The 18282-nt window shown below is 51.4% G+C and carries 14 protein-coding genes; 2 read left to right on the forward strand and 12 right to left on the reverse strand.

The window, feature by feature from the left end:
• Positions 1-56: 56 nt before the first annotated feature.
• From BLV87_RS06740 to rpsO, 11 genes are all read right to left on the reverse strand, one after another.
• The gene (locus tag BLV87_RS06740) at positions 57-1274 is read right to left on the reverse strand and encodes a DUF3828 domain-containing protein (RefSeq protein ID WP_093066704.1); all 1218 of its coding nucleotides are present in this window, start codon (positions 1272-1274) and stop codon (positions 57-59) included.
• A gap of 237 nt (positions 1275-1511) precedes the next feature.
• Complete coding sequence (locus BLV87_RS06745; RefSeq protein WP_093066706.1) at positions 1512-2162, reverse strand: response regulator; 651 nt, start codon at positions 2160-2162, stop codon at positions 1512-1514.
• Entirely contained in the window at positions 2152-3942 is a 1791-nt protein-coding gene (locus BLV87_RS06750) for a histidine kinase (RefSeq protein ID WP_093066708.1), read from the reverse strand. Before BLV87_RS06750 ends, BLV87_RS06745 begins: the two co-directional genes overlap by 11 nt.
• Before the next feature lie 135 nt (positions 3943-4077).
• Positions 4078-6681, reverse strand: a complete 2604-nt coding sequence (gene acnB, locus BLV87_RS06755; RefSeq protein ID WP_093066710.1) for a bifunctional aconitate hydratase 2/2-methylisocitrate dehydratase — start codon at positions 6679-6681, stop codon at positions 4078-4080.
• A gap of 29 nt (positions 6682-6710) precedes the next feature.
• On the reverse strand, positions 6711-8015 hold the full coding sequence (locus BLV87_RS06760; protein WP_093066712.1) for a citrate synthase: 1305 nt from the start codon (positions 8013-8015) through the stop codon (positions 6711-6713).
• A 28-nt stretch (positions 8016-8043) separates the two neighbouring features.
• Positions 8044-8919, reverse strand: coding sequence for a succinate--CoA ligase subunit alpha (gene sucD / locus BLV87_RS06765; protein ID WP_093066714.1), 876 nt, complete (start codon positions 8917-8919; stop codon positions 8044-8046).
• Positions 8916-10085, reverse strand: a complete 1170-nt coding sequence (gene sucC / locus BLV87_RS06770; RefSeq protein ID WP_093066716.1) for an ADP-forming succinate--CoA ligase subunit beta — start codon at positions 10083-10085, stop codon at positions 8916-8918. Before sucC ends, sucD begins: the two co-directional genes overlap by 4 nt.
• A gap of 113 nt (positions 10086-10198) precedes the next feature.
• The gene (gene lpdA / locus BLV87_RS06775) at positions 10199-11635 is read right to left on the reverse strand and encodes a dihydrolipoyl dehydrogenase (protein WP_093066718.1); all 1437 of its coding nucleotides are present in this window, start codon (positions 11633-11635) and stop codon (positions 10199-10201) included.
• A gap of 11 nt (positions 11636-11646) precedes the next feature.
• Positions 11647-12861: a 2-oxoglutarate dehydrogenase complex dihydrolipoyllysine-residue succinyltransferase gene (gene odhB, locus BLV87_RS06780; RefSeq protein WP_093066720.1), complete on the reverse strand. Its 1215-nt coding sequence runs from the start codon at positions 12859-12861 to the stop codon at positions 11647-11649.
• Positions 12862-13105: 244 nt separating this feature from the next.
• The gene (gene pnp / locus BLV87_RS06785) at positions 13106-15199 is read right to left on the reverse strand and encodes a polyribonucleotide nucleotidyltransferase (RefSeq protein WP_093066722.1); all 2094 of its coding nucleotides are present in this window, start codon (positions 15197-15199) and stop codon (positions 13106-13108) included.
• 190 nt (positions 15200-15389) lie between these two features.
• Entirely contained in the window at positions 15390-15659 is a 270-nt protein-coding gene (rpsO, locus tag BLV87_RS06790; protein ID WP_093066724.1) for a 30S ribosomal protein S15, read from the reverse strand.
• A gap of 210 nt (positions 15660-15869) precedes the next feature.
• Between rpsO and BLV87_RS06795 the strand changes: the two genes are divergently transcribed.
• Positions 15870-16508: a GNAT family protein gene (locus tag BLV87_RS06795; protein ID WP_093066726.1), complete on the forward strand. Its 639-nt coding sequence runs from the start codon at positions 15870-15872 to the stop codon at positions 16506-16508.
• A 51-nt stretch (positions 16509-16559) separates the two neighbouring features.
• Positions 16560-17024 carry a c-type cytochrome gene (locus BLV87_RS06800; protein ID WP_093066728.1) on the forward strand — a complete coding sequence of 155 codons (465 nt, stop codon included), beginning with the start codon at positions 16560-16562 and terminating at the stop codon, positions 17022-17024.
• Positions 17025-17070: 46 nt separating this feature from the next.
• On the opposite strand, the gene BLV87_RS06805 is transcribed toward BLV87_RS06800, so the two are convergent.
• On the reverse strand, positions 17071-18201 hold the full coding sequence (locus BLV87_RS06805; protein ID WP_093066730.1) for a YeeE/YedE family protein: 1131 nt from the start codon (positions 18199-18201) through the stop codon (positions 17071-17073).
• Positions 18202-18282: the final 81 nt, after the last annotated feature.

Raw genomic sequence — 18282 nt, forward strand, 5'->3', positions numbered from 1 at the left:
ATCTCCCTCTAGCGTATTGCTAAAAAAATGCCCCGCTCATACGGCAGGGCATTGGCTCATTTCACGTTAACACGGACAGTATATTTGCCCTTCCACGGATCGGCTTTCTTGCATTCGACCACCTGAATTTTGTAGTCGCCCGCTATGGTTGGCTTGACCGTTGCCTTACTGTGGCAAGACAAATCCATGTCGTTGGCATTTTCACCTTTGGGGTCGGTGATGTAGATGGAAACCTTGCCATCACTTTTGTTGTCTAGCTGCTCAACCGTCATGGTCTGACCTTTGCCTACACCCATGACGTAGTTTTGCTCGGTATCAAAATCCGCCAACTTGCCAGTGACCGTAGCGCTGGATGCACCCTTGGCAAACTGAATACGTTCAGCTTTATTGATAGGCTTGGCAGCTTGCTTGTTATCTAAAGCGCAAATCTCAGCATTTTTGCCAACCCAGCAACCCTTTTTCAGCTTGAAATCTTCGCCCAGCAATTCCTGTGCGTGGGATGCCTGAGATGTGCCGTTCCACGAAGCCCCTGCCACGCCTTTTTCCAGCATATTCAGGTAAACAAAATACTTGTCACCAAACAGGCGGAAAGAGCCATCCTTGTCAGCATCATACATGCACGTACCGTTAAGATATGTTTTACCTTTGACCTTGAGGGAGCAATCCACTTCGCGACCATCCGCACCCTTGCGCCAATCCTTACCCTGTGCAGTCTGAACGGCTTTCGATAGGCTTGCACGTTCATCTGCCAGCGCCTTGCGGGTGGAATAAAGGCTTTTGCCCTCGGGATACAGAATGTCGTCCGCTACCCACTGCCCGTCTTCCCGCACCATTTTGAAAACAATCGTATTTTTAAATACCTGAGGCGCAGAAGGTGTCACATTGAGGTCAACACGCACGGTATTGGGTGCTGTTTCCTTGAAACGGATGCCGGAGCTGGCATAGCTTAACTTGTCATCATAGTCTTGGGAGTTGAGATACGGATTCGCATCAGCCCCCCAACCGCAAGGCTCATCATTGTGCCCTTTGCAGGCTTGCTCGCTTTTCTGGATGTCGGCTTTGAAGGCTTTGGACATGGCAATATCCGGTGTCAGCACATTGTTAGCAGCGGCAGCAAAATAACGCTCATAAAACCCACGTACTGTATCAGCAGCCGTAACCGCTTTTTCGACGGTTTTTACTGGTGATTTTTCCGCAGCAGTGCTGGTTGCACAGCCCGTCAATGACAAGAACACACACACTGCCATCACCGCTAAAGAAACCTGATTTTTCATAGACAACCCTCTACCCCTCGCACAGGGATCATTGTAACCAATAAAAAACACTCATCATTAACATAGAACTTATGTTGATATTTATCAATGCAATAAACAGTTTTTTTGGGTTCAAAAAATATCCAGCACAATAAATCCCCCAGTAACATTAAGTGCCCAATAACAAAATTGTGCCACCGATAGATTTGAACCGTAACTGTACAGTTGTACAGTATTTTGTGAATTTTCAATGACACTTCAAAAAGTGGGATCGTCTAGCAACCGCTGTTTGATGGCCTGGGCAGCCGCTTCCACACGGGTGGCAACGCCCAGTTTGAGTAAAATCGCACTGACGTGATAACGGGCAGTGGGCTGGGATATATGTAGTTTGCCTGCAATTTCGGTATTGCTGAAACCTTGCACCAGCAAGGCGAGGACTTTGTGCTGTTGCGCACTCAACTTGGTATTCATGCTGCTGGCAGCCGGTTTTTCTGCCGCCAATGCCTTGGCAATAACCGGGGAAAACACGGTTTCACCCGCGTGAACGGCGTGGATAGCCTGCTCCATGTCTTCGGCAGAGGTGTTTTTAAGGATGTAACCGTTGGCTTGGGCTTGCAGCATCTGCTTGACCAGTTCTGTGTCCTGAAACGTGCTGAGAGCAATAACCCGCGTCTGTGGACAACATTGGCGAATGGCTTGAGTCGCGGCGATACCGCCAACGCCATCCATTTTCACATCCATTAACACCACGTCAGGCTGAAGTTGTTGGCTCAAGCACAAGGCTTCTTCACCACTGTCAGCTTCCGCTACCACCACAATGCCCGCAAAAAATGCAATGACGTGCCGCAGCCCTTTACGCACCACCATGTGGTCATCCACGACGATAATCCTGATGGCTTTATCCGGCATCTGCTTGGTTCCAAATCAGTGTAATGGTTGTCCCGTGTTCGGGTTGCGCCTCGATTTCCAGCGTTGCGCCAATGTTTATAGCTCGTTCCCGCATAATATCCAGGCCTAAATGCCCCGCCAGTCCCTGCTGGGGGTGAAAACCGCAGCCATCATCGCTAATCGTGAGTATAGCTTGCGCTGACATCCCTTCAAAATACAGGCTGACCAGCGTTGCCCCGGCGTGTTTGCTGATATTGTTGAGACTTTCCTGTGCAATGCGGTAGAACGTGGTTTGCACTTCCGGGGGTAAAATGCAGTCCTGTTCAATTTCCAGCTTGACCGTTAGCGGTGCGTGTACTCCGACACGGGTGCTTAACTGCTGCAACAGTTCACCGAACGGCTTGTCAATCAGGGCGGAGGGGCGTAGTTCCAGTAATAAAATACGCATTTCCGCCAAAGCATTCTGGTTAAGCTGGCGCAGTTCATCCAGCACCTGCTGCCCCTGTTGCGGATTCTGTTGCCAGACCAGTGGTAAGGTATCCGCCATTAAACTGGCAGAGAACAAGGTTTGGCTTACGGCATCGTGCAAATCGCGGGACAGGCGGTTGCGCTCCTCCATCCGGGCATTTTCCGCCGCGTAACTCGCCACTTCCGCCGTGCGTTCCGCTACCCGCTCCTCCAGATGCTGCACCAAATCCCGCTGTGTTGCTGCCATTTCATTGAAGGAGGTAGCAAGAAAGCCAATTTCATCGTGGTATGGCACTTTTATTGAGGTGGTGAGGTTGCCAGCCTGAATTTCCCGCACACCATGCAGCATGGCTTGCAAGGGTCGGTTCAAACTGACATGGAAGAAGCGCGGCAAAATGAGCAGAATGGCGAAGGTGGAAACAAGGATGAAAACAACGATTGGCTGATAGATACGGTTCGGATCAGCACCCGTGTACACCGAACCAATGATCCACGCAATGCCCGACAGGATTGACAGCACAGCCGCCAAGGTTACGCCCACCAGCTTGAACTGGAATGACGAATATTCCGGGGTATGGTTAATGTATACCAGTGTAAAAGCGACGTAGGTCAGCAAGGCCAGCCAGCAGTTCAGCAACTCGGCTAAGCTCCAGTCGATCCAGCCCAAACCACGCACGATCAGCACAATCCCGATAGCGGCGGGCAACACGGTCACATAGAAGAATGCCCGGAGTGCCGCTGCCTGCGTTGCAAGCTGGGTGGAAGGCATGAGCAATGATTGAATCGCCAACCACACAGCGTGGTAGCAACGGCTATTCTGTTCCTGACCCATCGCATCCACCAGTCGAAACAACAAGATGGCGTGTACGGCAAAAAACTCCAAGGGAAAGGGAATACTCAACCAATGATCCCGATATTCCACAATTCCTTGGCTCAGCAATGCGATACGCTGCATGGCAACGAAACTTTCAATGCCAATAATCAGGCAAATACCCGCCAAAATCGTGGCTTCGACCCACCATTTTGGGCGGAATTGGCGTTGAAAATAGAACGCAAACAGTAAAAAACCTGACATCGCCAATGCGCCAAACACACTAACAAAAGGCAGGGCGAATTCCGCATAGTCGGGGGGAAGTGCAATACCGAGAAATTGCAGCAGTGTGCCGCAGCTTGCCGAGGCAAAGGTCAGCAACAAGAAAAACGCTACTTTAACGTTTACCCACGTGCGGAGCGCGTTTGCCAAGCGTACTGCAAAATAGCCGGTCAACAGCGATACCATCAGCAATTCGATGAAGAAATTGATGGCGAGAGGAGTCCAGAACAGTTGCAGCATGTTCAGTTTGACCGGGTTCGATGGTGAGCACCAATATTAGCCCATAAAAAAAGCCCCGCACAACGGCGAGGCTTCTTTTTCTTCCTCCCTTCACCCCTTGCGGGGGAAGGGTCGGGGATGGGGGGAATCTCTTCCTTACCCCGCCACTACCGGAATCGGCACAACCTTCTGCGCCGCCTTCTGATAATGCTCCATCTTGTCAAAGTTCAGGTAACGGTAAATATCACCCGCCATGCTATCAATCTTCTTCGCGTATTCCATGTACTCCTCAACCGTAGGCAGTTTGCCCATGATTGCCGCCACAGAAGCCAGTTCCGCCGAAGCCAAGAACACATCCGCGCCAGTACCCAAACGGTTAGGGAAGTTACGGGTAGAAGTAGACACCGCCGTGGAGTTTTCAGCGATACGCGCCTGATTCCCCATGCACAGTGAGCAACCCGGCATTTCCATCCGTGCACCGGCACGACCGAAAATGTTGTAGTAACCTTCGTCACTCAACTGGGAAGCATCCATCTTGGTTGGTGGTGTGATCCACATGCGTGTTGGGATTTGCTTGGTGGTTGCATCCAACAGCTTGCCCGCCGCACGGAAGTGACCGATGTTGGTCATGCACGAACCGATGAACACTTCATCAATCTTGCGACCTGCCACTTCCGACAACAGACGTGCATCATCCGGGTCATTCGGCGCACACAGGATAGGCTCTTTGATCTCATCCATGTTGATTTCGATCACTGCCGCGTATTCCGCATCCGCGTCAGCACGCATCAGACTTGGGTTCGCCAGCCACTCTTCCATCTTGCCGATACGACGTTCGATAGTACGTGGATCACCGTAACCTTCCGACAACATCCACTTCAGCATAACAATGTTGGAACGCAGGTATTCAGCAACCGATGCTTCAGACAGCGCAACCGTACAACCCGCCGCAGAACGTTCCGCAGAAGCGTCAGACAATTCAAAGGCTTGCTCAACGGTCAGGTGATCCAGACCTTCGATTTCCAGCACCGTGCCGTTGAAGACGTTCTTCTTGCCTTTCTTTTCAACAGTCAGCAGACCCATCTGGATCGCCTTGTGTGGAATAGAGTGCACGAGGTCACGCAGGGTGATACCCGGCTGCATTGTGCCGGTGAAACGTACCAGCACAGATTCCGGCATATCCAACGGCATAACGCCAGTCGCCGCCGCAAACGCTACCAGACCAGAACCCGCCGGGAAGGAAATACCAATCGGGAAACGGGTATGCGAGTCACCACCAGTACCCACGGTATCCGGTAACAACATGCGGTTCAACCAAGAGTGGATAACGCCATCACCAGGGCGCAACGAAACACCGCCACGGGTCATAATGAAATCAGGCAACGTGTGGTGAGTCACCACGTCAACCGGCTTAGGATAAGCAGCCGTATGGCAGAAAGACTGCATCACCAAATCCGCCGAGAAGCCCAAGCAAGCCAAGTCTTTCAATTCGTCACGGGTCATTGGCCCCGTAGTATCTTGTGAACCCACAGTAGTCATTTTAGGTTCGCAATACATGCCGGGGCGTACACCCGCCATGCCGCAAGCCTTACCGACCATTTTTTGTGCCAGTGTGTAGCCTTTACCCGTATCAGCAGGCTGCTCTGGGGTGCGGAACAAATCAACCGGCGGCAAACCCAGTGATTCACGCGCTTTGGCGGTCAAACCACGTCCGATGATCAGGTTGATACGACCACCCGCACGGGCTTCGTCCAACAATACTTGGGTTTTCAGGCTGAAAGTGGAAATGATTTCATCCGTACCGTGACGCTTGGCAACGCCTTCGTAAGGGTAAACATCAACCACGTCACCCATGTTCATTTGGGCAACGTCCATCTCAATTGGCAATGACCCAGAATCTTCCATCGTATTGAAGAAAATCGGCGCAATTTTGCTACCAAAGCAATACCCGCCCACACGCTTGTTCGGAATCCCCGGCATATCATCGCCAAAGAACCACAGCACGGAGTTAGTGGCAGACTTACGTGAAGAACCTGTACCTACCACGTCACCGACGTAAGCCACTGGGAAGCCTTTCGCCTTCATCGCCTCGATTTGCTTCAAGGGGCCAACCGAACCCGGCACTTCCGGCTCAATACCATCACGCGGCATTTTCAGCATCGCGTTGGCATGGAGTGGGATGTCAGGGCGTGACCACGCATCCGGTGCAGGCGACAAGTCATCAGTGTTGGTTTCACCGGGAACTTTGAACACCGTAACGGTGATTTTCTCAGCCACTTCAGGCTTGGAGGTAAACCATTCGCCCGCAGCCCAAGATTCCATGACTTTTTGTGCAGACGCATTACCCGCTTTCGCTTTGGCTTCCACGTCGTGGAACGCATCAAACATCAGCAGCGTGTGTGACAAAGCGGTAGCCGCTGCGTCAGCCGTTGCAGGCACATCCAGCGCAGCAATCAACGGTTGTACATTGTAACCACCCAACATCATGCCCAGAACTTCGACCGCACGCACCGGGCTAATCAATGCACAAGCAGTTTCACCCGTGACGATGGCAGCAAGGAAACCGGCTTTCACATAAGCAGCTTCGTCTACCCCCGCCGGAACGCGGTTTTCCAGCAAATCAACCAGAAATGCTTCTTCGCCTGCCGGAGGGTTTTTCAGCAGCTCCACCAGTGCAGCGGTTTGTGCCGCATCCAATGGTTTAGGTGGAATACCTTGGGCTGCGCGTTCGGCAACATGTTGGCGATATTCTTGCAACATTTTCTATAGACTCCTCAAAACAACAAAACTTATCTTTCATTCACTGGAACATAATCGCGGCTTTCCGCACCCATGTACAACTGGCGTGGACGACCGATGCGCGACTCCTCATCACCCATCATTTCATCCCACTGTGAAATCCAGCCGATGGTACGTGCCAACGCAAACATCACCGTAAACATGCTGACCGGAATCCCCATGCTCAGGAAAATCACCCCGGAATAGAAATCGACGTTCGGGTACAGGTTACGTGCTTTGAAATACTCATCGTTCAATGCCACCTGTTCCAGCTCACGCGCAATCGCAAACAGTTTCTGGTTAGGGTCATTGGCGGGTAAACGATCCAGAATATCATTCGCCAATTCACGGATAATTTTGGCACGCGGGTCATAGTTTTTATACACGCGATGCCCGAAGCCCATCAAGCGGAAACGGTCATTTTTGTCTTTGGCGCGGTCTACCCAATGCGACAATGGCAAGCCAGACTTTTCAATGTCACGCAACATATTGATCACGGCTTCGTTCGCACCACCGTGCGCAGGCCCCCACAAGGATGCAATCCCGGCTGCCACGGCTGCAAACGGGTTCGCTTCCGAACTGCCCGCCAAACGCACGGTTGAGGTCGATGCATTTTGCTCATGGTCAGCGTGCAAAATCATAATGACTTCCAACGCTTTCACATGCAACGGATCAGGCGTGTACGGTTCCGTCGGCACGGAGAACATCAGGTGCAGGAAATCTTCCGCATACGACAAATCATTACGCGGGTAGACAAACGGCAAACCCACGGAATAACGGTAGCTCCATGCCGCAATCGTCGGCATTTTCGCAATCAAACGGTGCGCAGAACGCTTACGTTGTTCTGGGTCATGGATATTCATGTCATCGTGGTAGAACGCGGACAACGCCCCCACGACCCCAACCACGGTTGCCATCGGATGCGCGTCACGGCGGAAACCCCGGAAGAAATACTGTACCTGATCATGCAACATGGTATGGCGCGAGATCATGTACTCAAAATCTGCCAACTCTTGCTTGGTGGGCAAGGTTTTATTCAGCAGCAAATAGCAGACTTCCAAAAAGCTGCTGTGTTCTGCCAACTGCTCAATCGGATAACCACGGTAGAGCAGCGTGCCTGCATCCCCATCCAAATACGTAATTTCACTGGAACAACTAGCGGTCGACATGAAACCGGGATCGTAAGTGAAATACCCCAGTTCCTTGTACAGTTTACGGATGTCAATGGTTTTGACCCCGATGCTAGGCTGAAGTACATCCAACTCGACTTGTTTGCCAGTGGTGTTATCAGTAATGGTGACAGTTTGTTTGGTCATGCAGGCACTCCAAAAAATTAACGAAAACTTATCCTTGCAGGGCTGCGAATGCAGCAGCGACACCCTTCCCTAGTTCAGCCGGAGACTGAACAGTATACACGCCAGATTGTTGCAGTGCAGCATACTTTTCCTGCGCCGTGCCTTTCCCACCTGCAATAATCGCACCAGCATGACCCATGCGCTTACCCTTGGGTGCGGTAACGCCTGCAATATAGGAAACCACTGGCTTGGTGACATTGGCTTTAATGAATTCCGCTGCTTCTTCTTCCGCTGAACCGCCGATTTCGCCACACATTAAAATGACTTCGGTTTGCGGGTCAGCTTGGAACAAGGTCAGCGCATCAATGAAGCTTGTGCCCGGAATGGGGTCGCCACCGATGCCGATACAAGTACTTTGACCCCATTCGCCGGTTTGCTTGACCGCTTCATAAGTCAGCGTGCCGGAACGTGACACAATGCCAACACTGCCCGGTTTATGGATGTGACCCGGCATAATGCCGATTTTGCATTCGCCCGGTGTAATGATACCGGGGCAGTTGGGGCCAATCAGACGCACGCCAAGGCTATCCACCACCACTTTCGCATCCAGCATATCCAGCGCCGGAATGCCTTCGGTAATGCACACGATCAGCTTGATACCCGCGTAAGCCGCTTCAATAATCGAATCTTTGCAGAATGCTGCCGGAACGTAGATCACGCTGGCATCCGCGCCGGTCGCTTCCACCGCTTCGCGCACGGTATTGAACACCGGCAAACCTAAATGCGTTGTGCCACCTTTACCCGGTGTAATCCCGCCGACCATTTTCGTGCCGTAAGCAATCGCTTGCTCAGAGTGGAAAGTTCCTTGCTTGCCGGTGAAACCTTGGCAAATGACTTTGGTGTCTTTATTGATTAATACGCTCATGCGGCATCTCCTACGGCAGCAACGATTTTACGGGCAGCATCGCCAAGATCGCTTGCAGCAATCACAGCCAAGCCGCTATTAGTCAGCAATTCAGCACCTTTTTCGGCATTATTGCCTTCCAAACGCACTACAACAGGGACAGAAACGTTAACTTCTTGCACCGCTTTGATAATCCCTTCGGCAATCAAATCGCAACGCACAATGCCACCGAAGATATTAATCAGAATGCCTTTAACCGCAGCGTCGGACAGAATGATCTTGAAAGCCGCCGCTACCCGTTCAGCCGTTGCGCCACCGCCTACGTCGAGGAAGTTAGCCGGTTGACCACCGGACAGTTTGATAATGTCCATCGTCGCCATTGCCAAGCCTGCGCCGTTGACCATGCAACCGATATTGCCTTCGAGTGCGACGTAGTTCAGTTCCCACTCGTCCGCTTCCAGTTCGCGGGCATCTTCCTGGGATTTGTCACGCATCGCTACCAGTTCAGGCTGGCGGTAGAGCGCGTTGCTGTCTACATTCACTTTGCCATCGAGACACAACAAGTTGCCTTCAGCCGTGACTACCAGCGGGTTTATTTCGACCAGAGACAGGTCTTTTTCCTTGAACATTTTGCCCAAGCCAACCAGCAATTTGGTGAATTGCCCAATCTGTGCGCCTTGCAAGCCTAAGCCGAAGGCGAGTTCACGCCCTTGGTAAGGCATCACGCCAACCAGCGGATCAACCATCGCTTTGAGGATTTTTTCTGGGGTTTCGTGCGCAACCTTCTCGATTTCCATGCCGCCTTCGGTGGAGGCCATGATCACGATGCGGCGGCTGGAGCGATCCAACACTGCGCCGAGGTACAGTTCGCGGGCAATATTGCAGGTTTCTTCCACCAGAATGGTGTTGACGGGTTGACCGTGTTTGTCGGTCTGGTATGTAACCAAGTTTGTACCCAGCAAACTGGCTGCGAAGGTGGCTGCATCAGCCGGAGTTTTAACCAGTTTCACGCCACCGGCTTTGCCGCGTCCACCTGCGTGGACTTGCGCCTTGACCACTACTGTCGCCGTGCTTAAAGAAGCCGCTGCTGCTTCGGCTTCCGCCGCTGTGGAGGCGATTTTGCCAGTGGGTACAGGCATACCGTATTGGCTAAAAACCGCTTTGGCCTGATATTCGTGTAAATTCATCCTCAGTTTTCCTTTGGTAGTTCACCGCGAAAACGCGGGTTATAATCGTACAAACGCCACGTATCTGCGTGCAGCAGACCGTGGCGTTAAAGCGTAGGGGTTAACGGTGTGGCTTACTTACGCTTTTTGCCAACGGCATGTAATGCCCGCCCATCCACTGCCAGCATGGCTTCGTGTATTGCTTCGGAAATGGTTGGGTGCGCAAACGTCATGCGTGCCAAATCTTCTGACGAACATTCAGTTTCAATCGCAATCACTGCCTGACCGACCAGTTCGGAAGCCAATGGCCCCACAAAATGCACACCAAGAATACGATCTGTTTTGGCATCTGCCAGCACTTTCACCAAACCATCGGCTTGATCCATCGCTTTGGCGCGACCGTTAGCGGCAAACGGGAAGCTGCCTGTGTTATACGCAACGCCAGCGGCTTTCAATTCGGCTTCGGTCTTGCCTACCCATGCGATTTCCGGGTGAGTGTAAATAACCCACGGAATCGCATCGTAATTGATGTGCGGCTTTTGACCGGCAATCTGTTCGGCAACCAGCACACCCTCTTCCGAGGCTTTGTGCGCCAGCATTGGCCCTACGATGCAATCGCCAATCGCGTAAACACCCGGCACAGCGGTTTGCAGATGCGCATCGACAACGACACGTCCGCGATCATCCAATTGCACCCCGGAATCGTCCGCGAATGCGCCAGCGGTATTGGACTTGCGCCCAACTGCCACGATCAAGCGATCAACCAGTAAGGTTTGCTCACCTTTCGGATCATTGTAAGTGACGGTTACGCCATTATCGCCTGCTTCGACCTTGGCAACCTTGGAACTAAGGCGGATGTCCAACCCTTGCTTCTTGAATTGCATCTGCGCGGATTTAGCCACGTCACGGTCAGCCGCACCGAGGAAATCGTCCATCGCTTCGATAACGACCACTTCGGAGCCGAGCCTGCGCCACACGCTGCCCATTTCCAAACCGATCACGCCTGCACCGATCACGCCGAGTTTGCCGGGAGTGGTTTCCCAATCCAGCGCACCGGCAGAATCCACAATGCGGGTATCCAGCCACTTGGCAATCGGCAGTTCAATTGGGGTGGAACCTACCGCGATGATTACGTTGTCAGCAGCGTGGGTAGCAACCGTGCCATCATGGGCGGTAACTTCGACTTGCTTGCCAGCCAGTAACTTGCCGCGACCTTGCAACCAAGTGATACCGTTGGCCTTGAACAATTGTTCAATACCGCCAGTCAGTTGGCTGACAATTTTGTCCTTGCGGGCAATCATCTTGGCAACGTCAATCTGCAAACCGTCAACCGTAATACCGTGGTCGGCATTGTGTTTAGCGATTTCTTCGTAACGTTCGGAGCTTTCCAGCAAGGCTTTGGAAGGAATGCAACCGACATTCAGGCAAGTACCGCCAAGGGCAGGCTTTTGCTGTTTGTTGATCCATTCTTCCACACACGCGGTTTTCAAACCGAGTTGGGCGCAACGGATCGCAGCGACATAACCGCCGGGGCCTGCCCCGACGACGATGACATCATATTTATCAGTCATGGCGTGTTACCTCACACATCCAGAACCAAGCGAACCGGATTTTCAACCAATTCCTTGATAGTTTTAAGGAAGGTAACAGCACCTTGACCGTCGACAATGCGGTGGTCATAAGACAGAGCCACATACATCATCGGGCGAATAACAATCTGATCATTGACAACGACAGGGCGCTTCTGGATCGAGTGCATCCCCAGGATCGCGCTTTGAGGAGGGTTGAGAATTGGAGTTGATAGCAACGACCCAAAAACGCCCCCGTTGGTTATAGTGAACGTACCACCAGACAGATCGTTCATATCCAGCTTACCTTCACGAGCTTTGGCAGCGTAACCGGCGATGCCGGATTCGATGTCAGCCAGACCCATGTTTTCGGTATTGCGCAGGATAGGCACGACCAGTCCGCGATCAGATGACACGGCAATCCCAATATCGCAGAAGCCGTGGTAAACAACATCATTGCCATCAATCGAGGCATTGATTTCAGGGAAACGTTGCAGCGCGACAGCGGCTGCCTTCACGAACAGGGACATAAAGCCCAGTTTCGCTTTGTGTTTTTTCTCGAATGCGTCTTTGTATTCGTTACGCAGATCCATCAACGGCTTCATGTCGATTTCGTTGAAGGTGGTCAGCATCGCGGTGGATTGCTTGGCGTACATCAGACGTTCGGCGATGCGGGCGCGGAGGCGGGTCATCGGCACGCGCTGTTCCATGCGAGCACCGGAAGCAGTAACGGCAACAGTTGGTGCAGGTGCGGCGGCGACGGGTGCTGGAGCAGCAACAGGAGCTGGTGCGGCAGCAGGCTTCGCGGCAACAGCGGCTTGCACGTCTTCTTTGAGGATACGACCTTGCTTGCCGGAACCTTCGACATCAGCAGCAGAGAGGTTGTTTTCTGCCATCAGTTTGCGGGCAGCGGGAGCGGTTTGTGGTTCAGTGCTTGCTGCTGGAGCAGAAACCACAGGAGCTGCTTCGGCTTTTGGAGCAGCGGCAACTGCGCCAACGGTCATACGACCCAACAACTGGCTGCTAATAACCGTTGCACCGGCTTGTTGGACGATTTCGGTGAGTACACCATCGGCAGGAGCAGGTACTTCCAGCACCACTTTATCGGTTTCGATTTCAACCAGTACTTCGTCCTGTTTGACACTATCACCAACTTTTTTGCTCCATGTCACCACAGTAGCATCGGCGACGGATTCCGGCAGTACCGGGGTCAGAATCTCACTGCTCATCTGCACACATCCTTTTTGGTAGGTATCGAATAGCATTTCTGGAATGCTTTTTTACTAATCTTATGAATTGTCGACATTATAGGGCTTTTTATACACAAGGTCAACAAAAAACCTTAATATTGTCGACATATTCCTTATGTTTGCGCTAAAAACGCTACCCTACAATAACATAAATACAACATTGTCGACACCAAAACAAAAGACCCCGCAGGGTCTTTTGCTAACATCGGAAAAAGAGAAAAACTTACTCGCCTTCACCCACGGCTTTCATGCTCAAACGCATCCGACCTTGACGGTCGATTTCGATGACTTTGACTTTAACCATATCACCTTCGTTGACGAAATCGGTCACACGCTCGACGCGTTCATCGCTGATTTGTGAAATATGCAGCAAACCGTCTTTGCCCGGCAGGATAGTGACGAATGCACCGAAGTCCATCAAGCGCACGACTTTACCCGTGTAAACCTTGTTCAGTTCCACCTCGGCAGTAATCGCTTCGATCATATTGCGGGCTTCGTAAGCAGCTTTGGCATCAATCGCCGCAATTTTGATGAAGCCTTCGTCATTAATGTCAACGCTTGCGCCGGTCGCAGCCGTAATACCACGGATGGTTTCGCCACCTTTACCGATGACTTCGCGGATTTTATCCGGGTTGATTTTCATGGTGACATAACGTGGTGCGTATTCAGACACCTCATCACGCGGTGCTTCCAGACCTTTCGCCATTTCACCCAAGATGTACAAACGGCCTGCTTTGGCTTGCACCAACGCTTGCTGCATGATTTCTTTGGTAATGCCGGTGATCTTGATGTCCATTTGCAGCGCGGTAATACCGTCAGCAGAACCGGCTACTTTAAAGTCCATATCGCCGAGGTGATCTTCATCACCGAGGATGTCGGACAATACAGCAAAACGCTCGCCTTCTTTGATCAAGCCCATCGCGATACCCGCGACTGGCGCTTTCAACGGTACACCTGCGTCCATCATTGACAGTGAGCTACCGCACACGCTCGCCATTGAGCTAGAGCCGTTGGATTCGGTGATTTCAGACACACAACGAATGGTGTAAGGGAAATCGTCAAGATTTGGCACCATCGCTTTCACGCCACGCTTTGCCAAACGCCCGTGACCAATTTCACGACGCTTAGGGGAACCGAAGCGCCCAATCTCACCCACACTGAATGGCGGGAAGTTGTAATTGAACAGAAAGTTATCTTTGTATTCGCCGGTAATCGCATCGATCACCTGTGCATCCCGCTCAGTACCCAGCGTCGTCACAACCAAGGCTTGGGTTTCACCACGGGTAAACAGTGCCGAACCGTGAGTACGTGGCAATACGCCGACGCGCACGGTAATTTTACGCACCGCATCCAGCGCACGACCGTCGATACGCGGCTTGCCATCGAGGATGCTGCCGCGCACGACTTTCTTTTCAGCGTTTTTGAATTCGCCTTTGATTTCGTCAGCAGTGAAGCCCTCTTCGCCCTCTTTCGCTGCCAGTTTCTCAATCAGAGCATTCTGCACTTCATGGATACGGGCATAACGCGCTTGCTTGTCAGCGATTTGAAAGGCTTCAACCAGATCCGCCGAACACGCCGCTTCTACTGCATCTGCCAACGCGGTATTGGCTACCGGTGCAGTCCAATCCCAAGCTGGGGTAGCAACTTCCGCCGCTAATTCATTGATTGCCTGGATGGCTACCTGCATTTGCTCATGACCGAACATCACCGCACCCAGCATCACGTCTTCGCTTAGTTCATTCGCCTCAGATTCGACCATTAGCACTGCACAATCAGTACCTGCAATCACCAGATCCAAATCCGACGTGAGCAAGTCTTCTTTGGATGGATTCAGCAAATAGCCGCCGTCACGGTAGCCCACGCGAGCTGCACCGATAGGGCCTTGGAATGGCATACCCGACAGTGCCATTACCGCTGATGCACCCAGCAATGCCGGAATGTCGGCGCTGACAGAAGGGTTCATGGAAACCACGGTGGCAATCAATTGCACTTCATGGGTAAAGCCTTCTGGGAACAGTGGACGCAGTGGGCGGTCGATCAAACGTGCGACCAGTGTTTCTTCTTCCGTAGCACGCGCTTCACGTTTGAAGAAACCGCCGGGAATGCGACCGGCTGCGTAGAATTTTTCTTGATAGTCAACGGTCATCGGGAAGAAGTCGCGCCCCGGTACCGTTTCTTTGCTGCCAACGACGGTAACCAGCACGCTGGTGTCGTCCATCGTGATCATGACCGCAGCGGTGGCTTGTTTGGCGATTTCGCCGGTTTCGATAGTGACGGTATTGTTACCGTATTGGAAGGTCTTGGTGATTTTTGCCATGACGTTGGAAATTCCTTTAATAGGTTTTATTGCAAGTGAGAAGTCACGGGCAGGCTGTTGAGAAGGATTCGGAAGTGTGTGATACAAACCCTTATCAACAACCTTCCTGCGTGACGAATAATAATAAACGATCAATGTTTACATAACAAAACACCGCACAATGGCGGTGTTTTGGAGTGGTTGCCCCGACTTAGCGGCGCAGACCCAAGCTGGAGATCAGCGCTTGATAGCGATTCAGATCCTTACGCTTCAGGTAGTCCAGCAACTTACGGCGCTGGCTGACCATTGACAACAGTCCACGACGGGAATGGTGGTCATGCTTGTGGTTTGCAAAATGGTCCGTCAGATGCTGAATACGCGCTGTTAACAACGCAACTTGCACTTCCGGGGACCCGGTATCTGTGTCTGATTGGCGGTATTGTGCAACAACACCGGCCTTAACTTCTGCACTCAGAGACATATTCGCCTAGGCTCCAGATTAATGGTTGGTAAAAAGGCGCAGATTATACACATGAAGGTAAATGTAGTATAGTTCCGCCCAACATTAAAATAATTAGCGGCTAGTATCATGCGCATTCAACACCATCATTATGGCATTCCAATCCGAAAATACTATTTTGCACACACCATAAAACCTACATGGCGAGACACTTTATTACCAACAGCTTATATGGACTGTTTTACTTCAGAAAAGCCGCGCCTATTCCAAACCGAATACCGCCATACCCTACTGACCGATCTTAAACCTGATGAAGTCACGATTTTCCAAAACTTTCCCAAAGATACCCGTAACCAAATTCGGCGTTGTGAGCAAGAAAAATGCTTTGATCTCAACCTCAACACACCCTTAGAGCAGTTTATACCCCTTTATAATGCCTTTGCGCAGGCTCGTGGCCTCTCATTATTTACACCAGAAGATGCTACGGCTATCGGCAGTGAGAATTACCGTATTTTCAGTGTTGAGCATGAAGGCAAGGCTATTATTTGTCACTTTTATTTGTTATCCGCAACCATGGGCGTAACCAATCTACTCATTTCAGCCAGTACCCAACAGCATAATGATGATGCGGATATGCGCCGCTCCATGGGTTTTGCTAATCGTTGCCTGCATTGGCAGGGAATGCGGTATTTCAAAGCCATGGGATTTCATACGTATGACTGGGGCGGATACGCATTAGATGCGACTGACCCTACCATGCAAGGCATCAACCGCTTCAAACGCACCTTCAATGGCACATTAACGCCGATTTACAACTATTACTCACTTTCCTACGCTTTTATTGAAAAGCTGCGGCACAAATTGCGATGATGCGCTGTCTAACGACACCGTTTACGAATAAATAATTGAAGGAGCGAACAGATGAACCTGTTACAAAAAACCCTAGCCATTGCTATTGCTGCCACCGGTTTTGCCGTTGTCACTAACGTCATGGCAGATGAGAAATCTCCAGCAGAAGCAGCGATTGACTACCGTCAAGGCGCATTCACCATGATCAAACACCACTTCGGCCCAATGGGTGCTATGGTCAAAGGTGAAATGGAATTCAATGCGGCTGAATTTGCCAAAAATGCGGATGCAGTAGCAGCGCTGAGCAAATTCCCTGCTAATGGCTTTATCGCAGGCAGTTATGAAGGTGAAACCGAAGCCAAACCTGAAATTGAACTCAATGCTGATGATTTCAAAAAGAAAATGGAAACCTTCCAAGTTGAAGCGGCTGCTTTAGCTGAAGTTGCCAAAGGTGGAGACATTGCCGCCATCAAACCCCAATTTGGTAAAGTCGGCGAGTCTTGCAAAGCTTGCCACAAAGAATACAAAAAAGATTAAGAAACGCCTACAGCCTCCCCTGATTTGGGGAGGCTTTCAGGAAGGCTCAGTTGACCCGTACTAAATCGGGAGCTTGGGCAAACTCCGGCATATTTTCTGTTGCTAACCGTGCTGCTTCTGCGGCGGCTTTAAGTTCATCCGCCTTACGGTCTACCACCCAATCCATCACGCCAGCACCAATCCACATGCTAAACAGTGCAACCCAAGCCGTGATGACCAACATGACCCCACCGGTAACGCCAGCACCGACCGCACAACCGCCTGCTAACATCCCACCGAACCCCATCAAGACTGCGCCGATGAAGAAACGGGTAAAACCGCTATCTTGCGTAAACTGTTGCCACTTAAACTCACGAGTCACCAGCGCCGCCAGCAACGAACCAAGGAAAACCCCTGGCACTAATCCAACATTGAAATTGAGCGGCAAGTAAGGTTGATTAATCAAGCCCATCAAGGTATCGGCTGAAGGCCCAGTGAAACTAACACTCTGCACCTGCACAATGTCAAACGAATTACTCGCCTGCCAACTGGTCAACAACCACCCCAAGGCAACAGACAAACCTGTCACCATTGCGGCAATGCTCCACCACTTGTTAACCTCATGACGCTTGGCAAACCACAATGCAAACAGCAGAAAAGCCGCACCCAACAGCAGTCCACCATACGGTGGCAACCACGCCGAAAAACTACGTGAATTACCATCCACCAACCACCAAGACGATATTTCCTCACGCAACGGCGATAGCCCACCGGTCAAAGAAGCTTGTGCCACAATCGTCACGACCAGCCCTGCCACCATCGTGCGCATATTGCCAGTCGCTGATAACACCAGTAAACGGCTGGCACAACCGCCCGCTAACACCATGCCCCCACCAAACAACAAACCACCGATAATTGCACCCGACATAGACCCGGCATTATTCAATTGCCGAATTTGACCGGTATCAATCGCCCCCATTTCAATAAAATACTGTGTAGCCAGCATTGCAGCACCAAACGCCAGCAACCAAATAGCAAACTTTTTACCGGTTTGACCGCGCCAGAACTCCACACAAGCAGCACGCAAACAAAAGCGGCTTTGCTGTGCAAAAATACCGAAGGTAAGCCCCACCAACGCCCCAATGACGGCAGATATTTCTTCCGTACTCAATTGCTCTAAGAAGGTTTCATAATTCATCTTACTCTCCACTCACCGTGAGGCGATCACGATAAAGTCACACAATAGTCAATGGAGAGTATCTTAGTTAAGTATATTAAT

Origin of the sequence: Thiothrix caldifontis, assembly GCF_900107695.1 — a bacterium.
GTDB classification, from domain to species: Bacteria; Pseudomonadota; Gammaproteobacteria; order Thiotrichales; family Thiotrichaceae; genus Thiothrix; species Thiothrix caldifontis.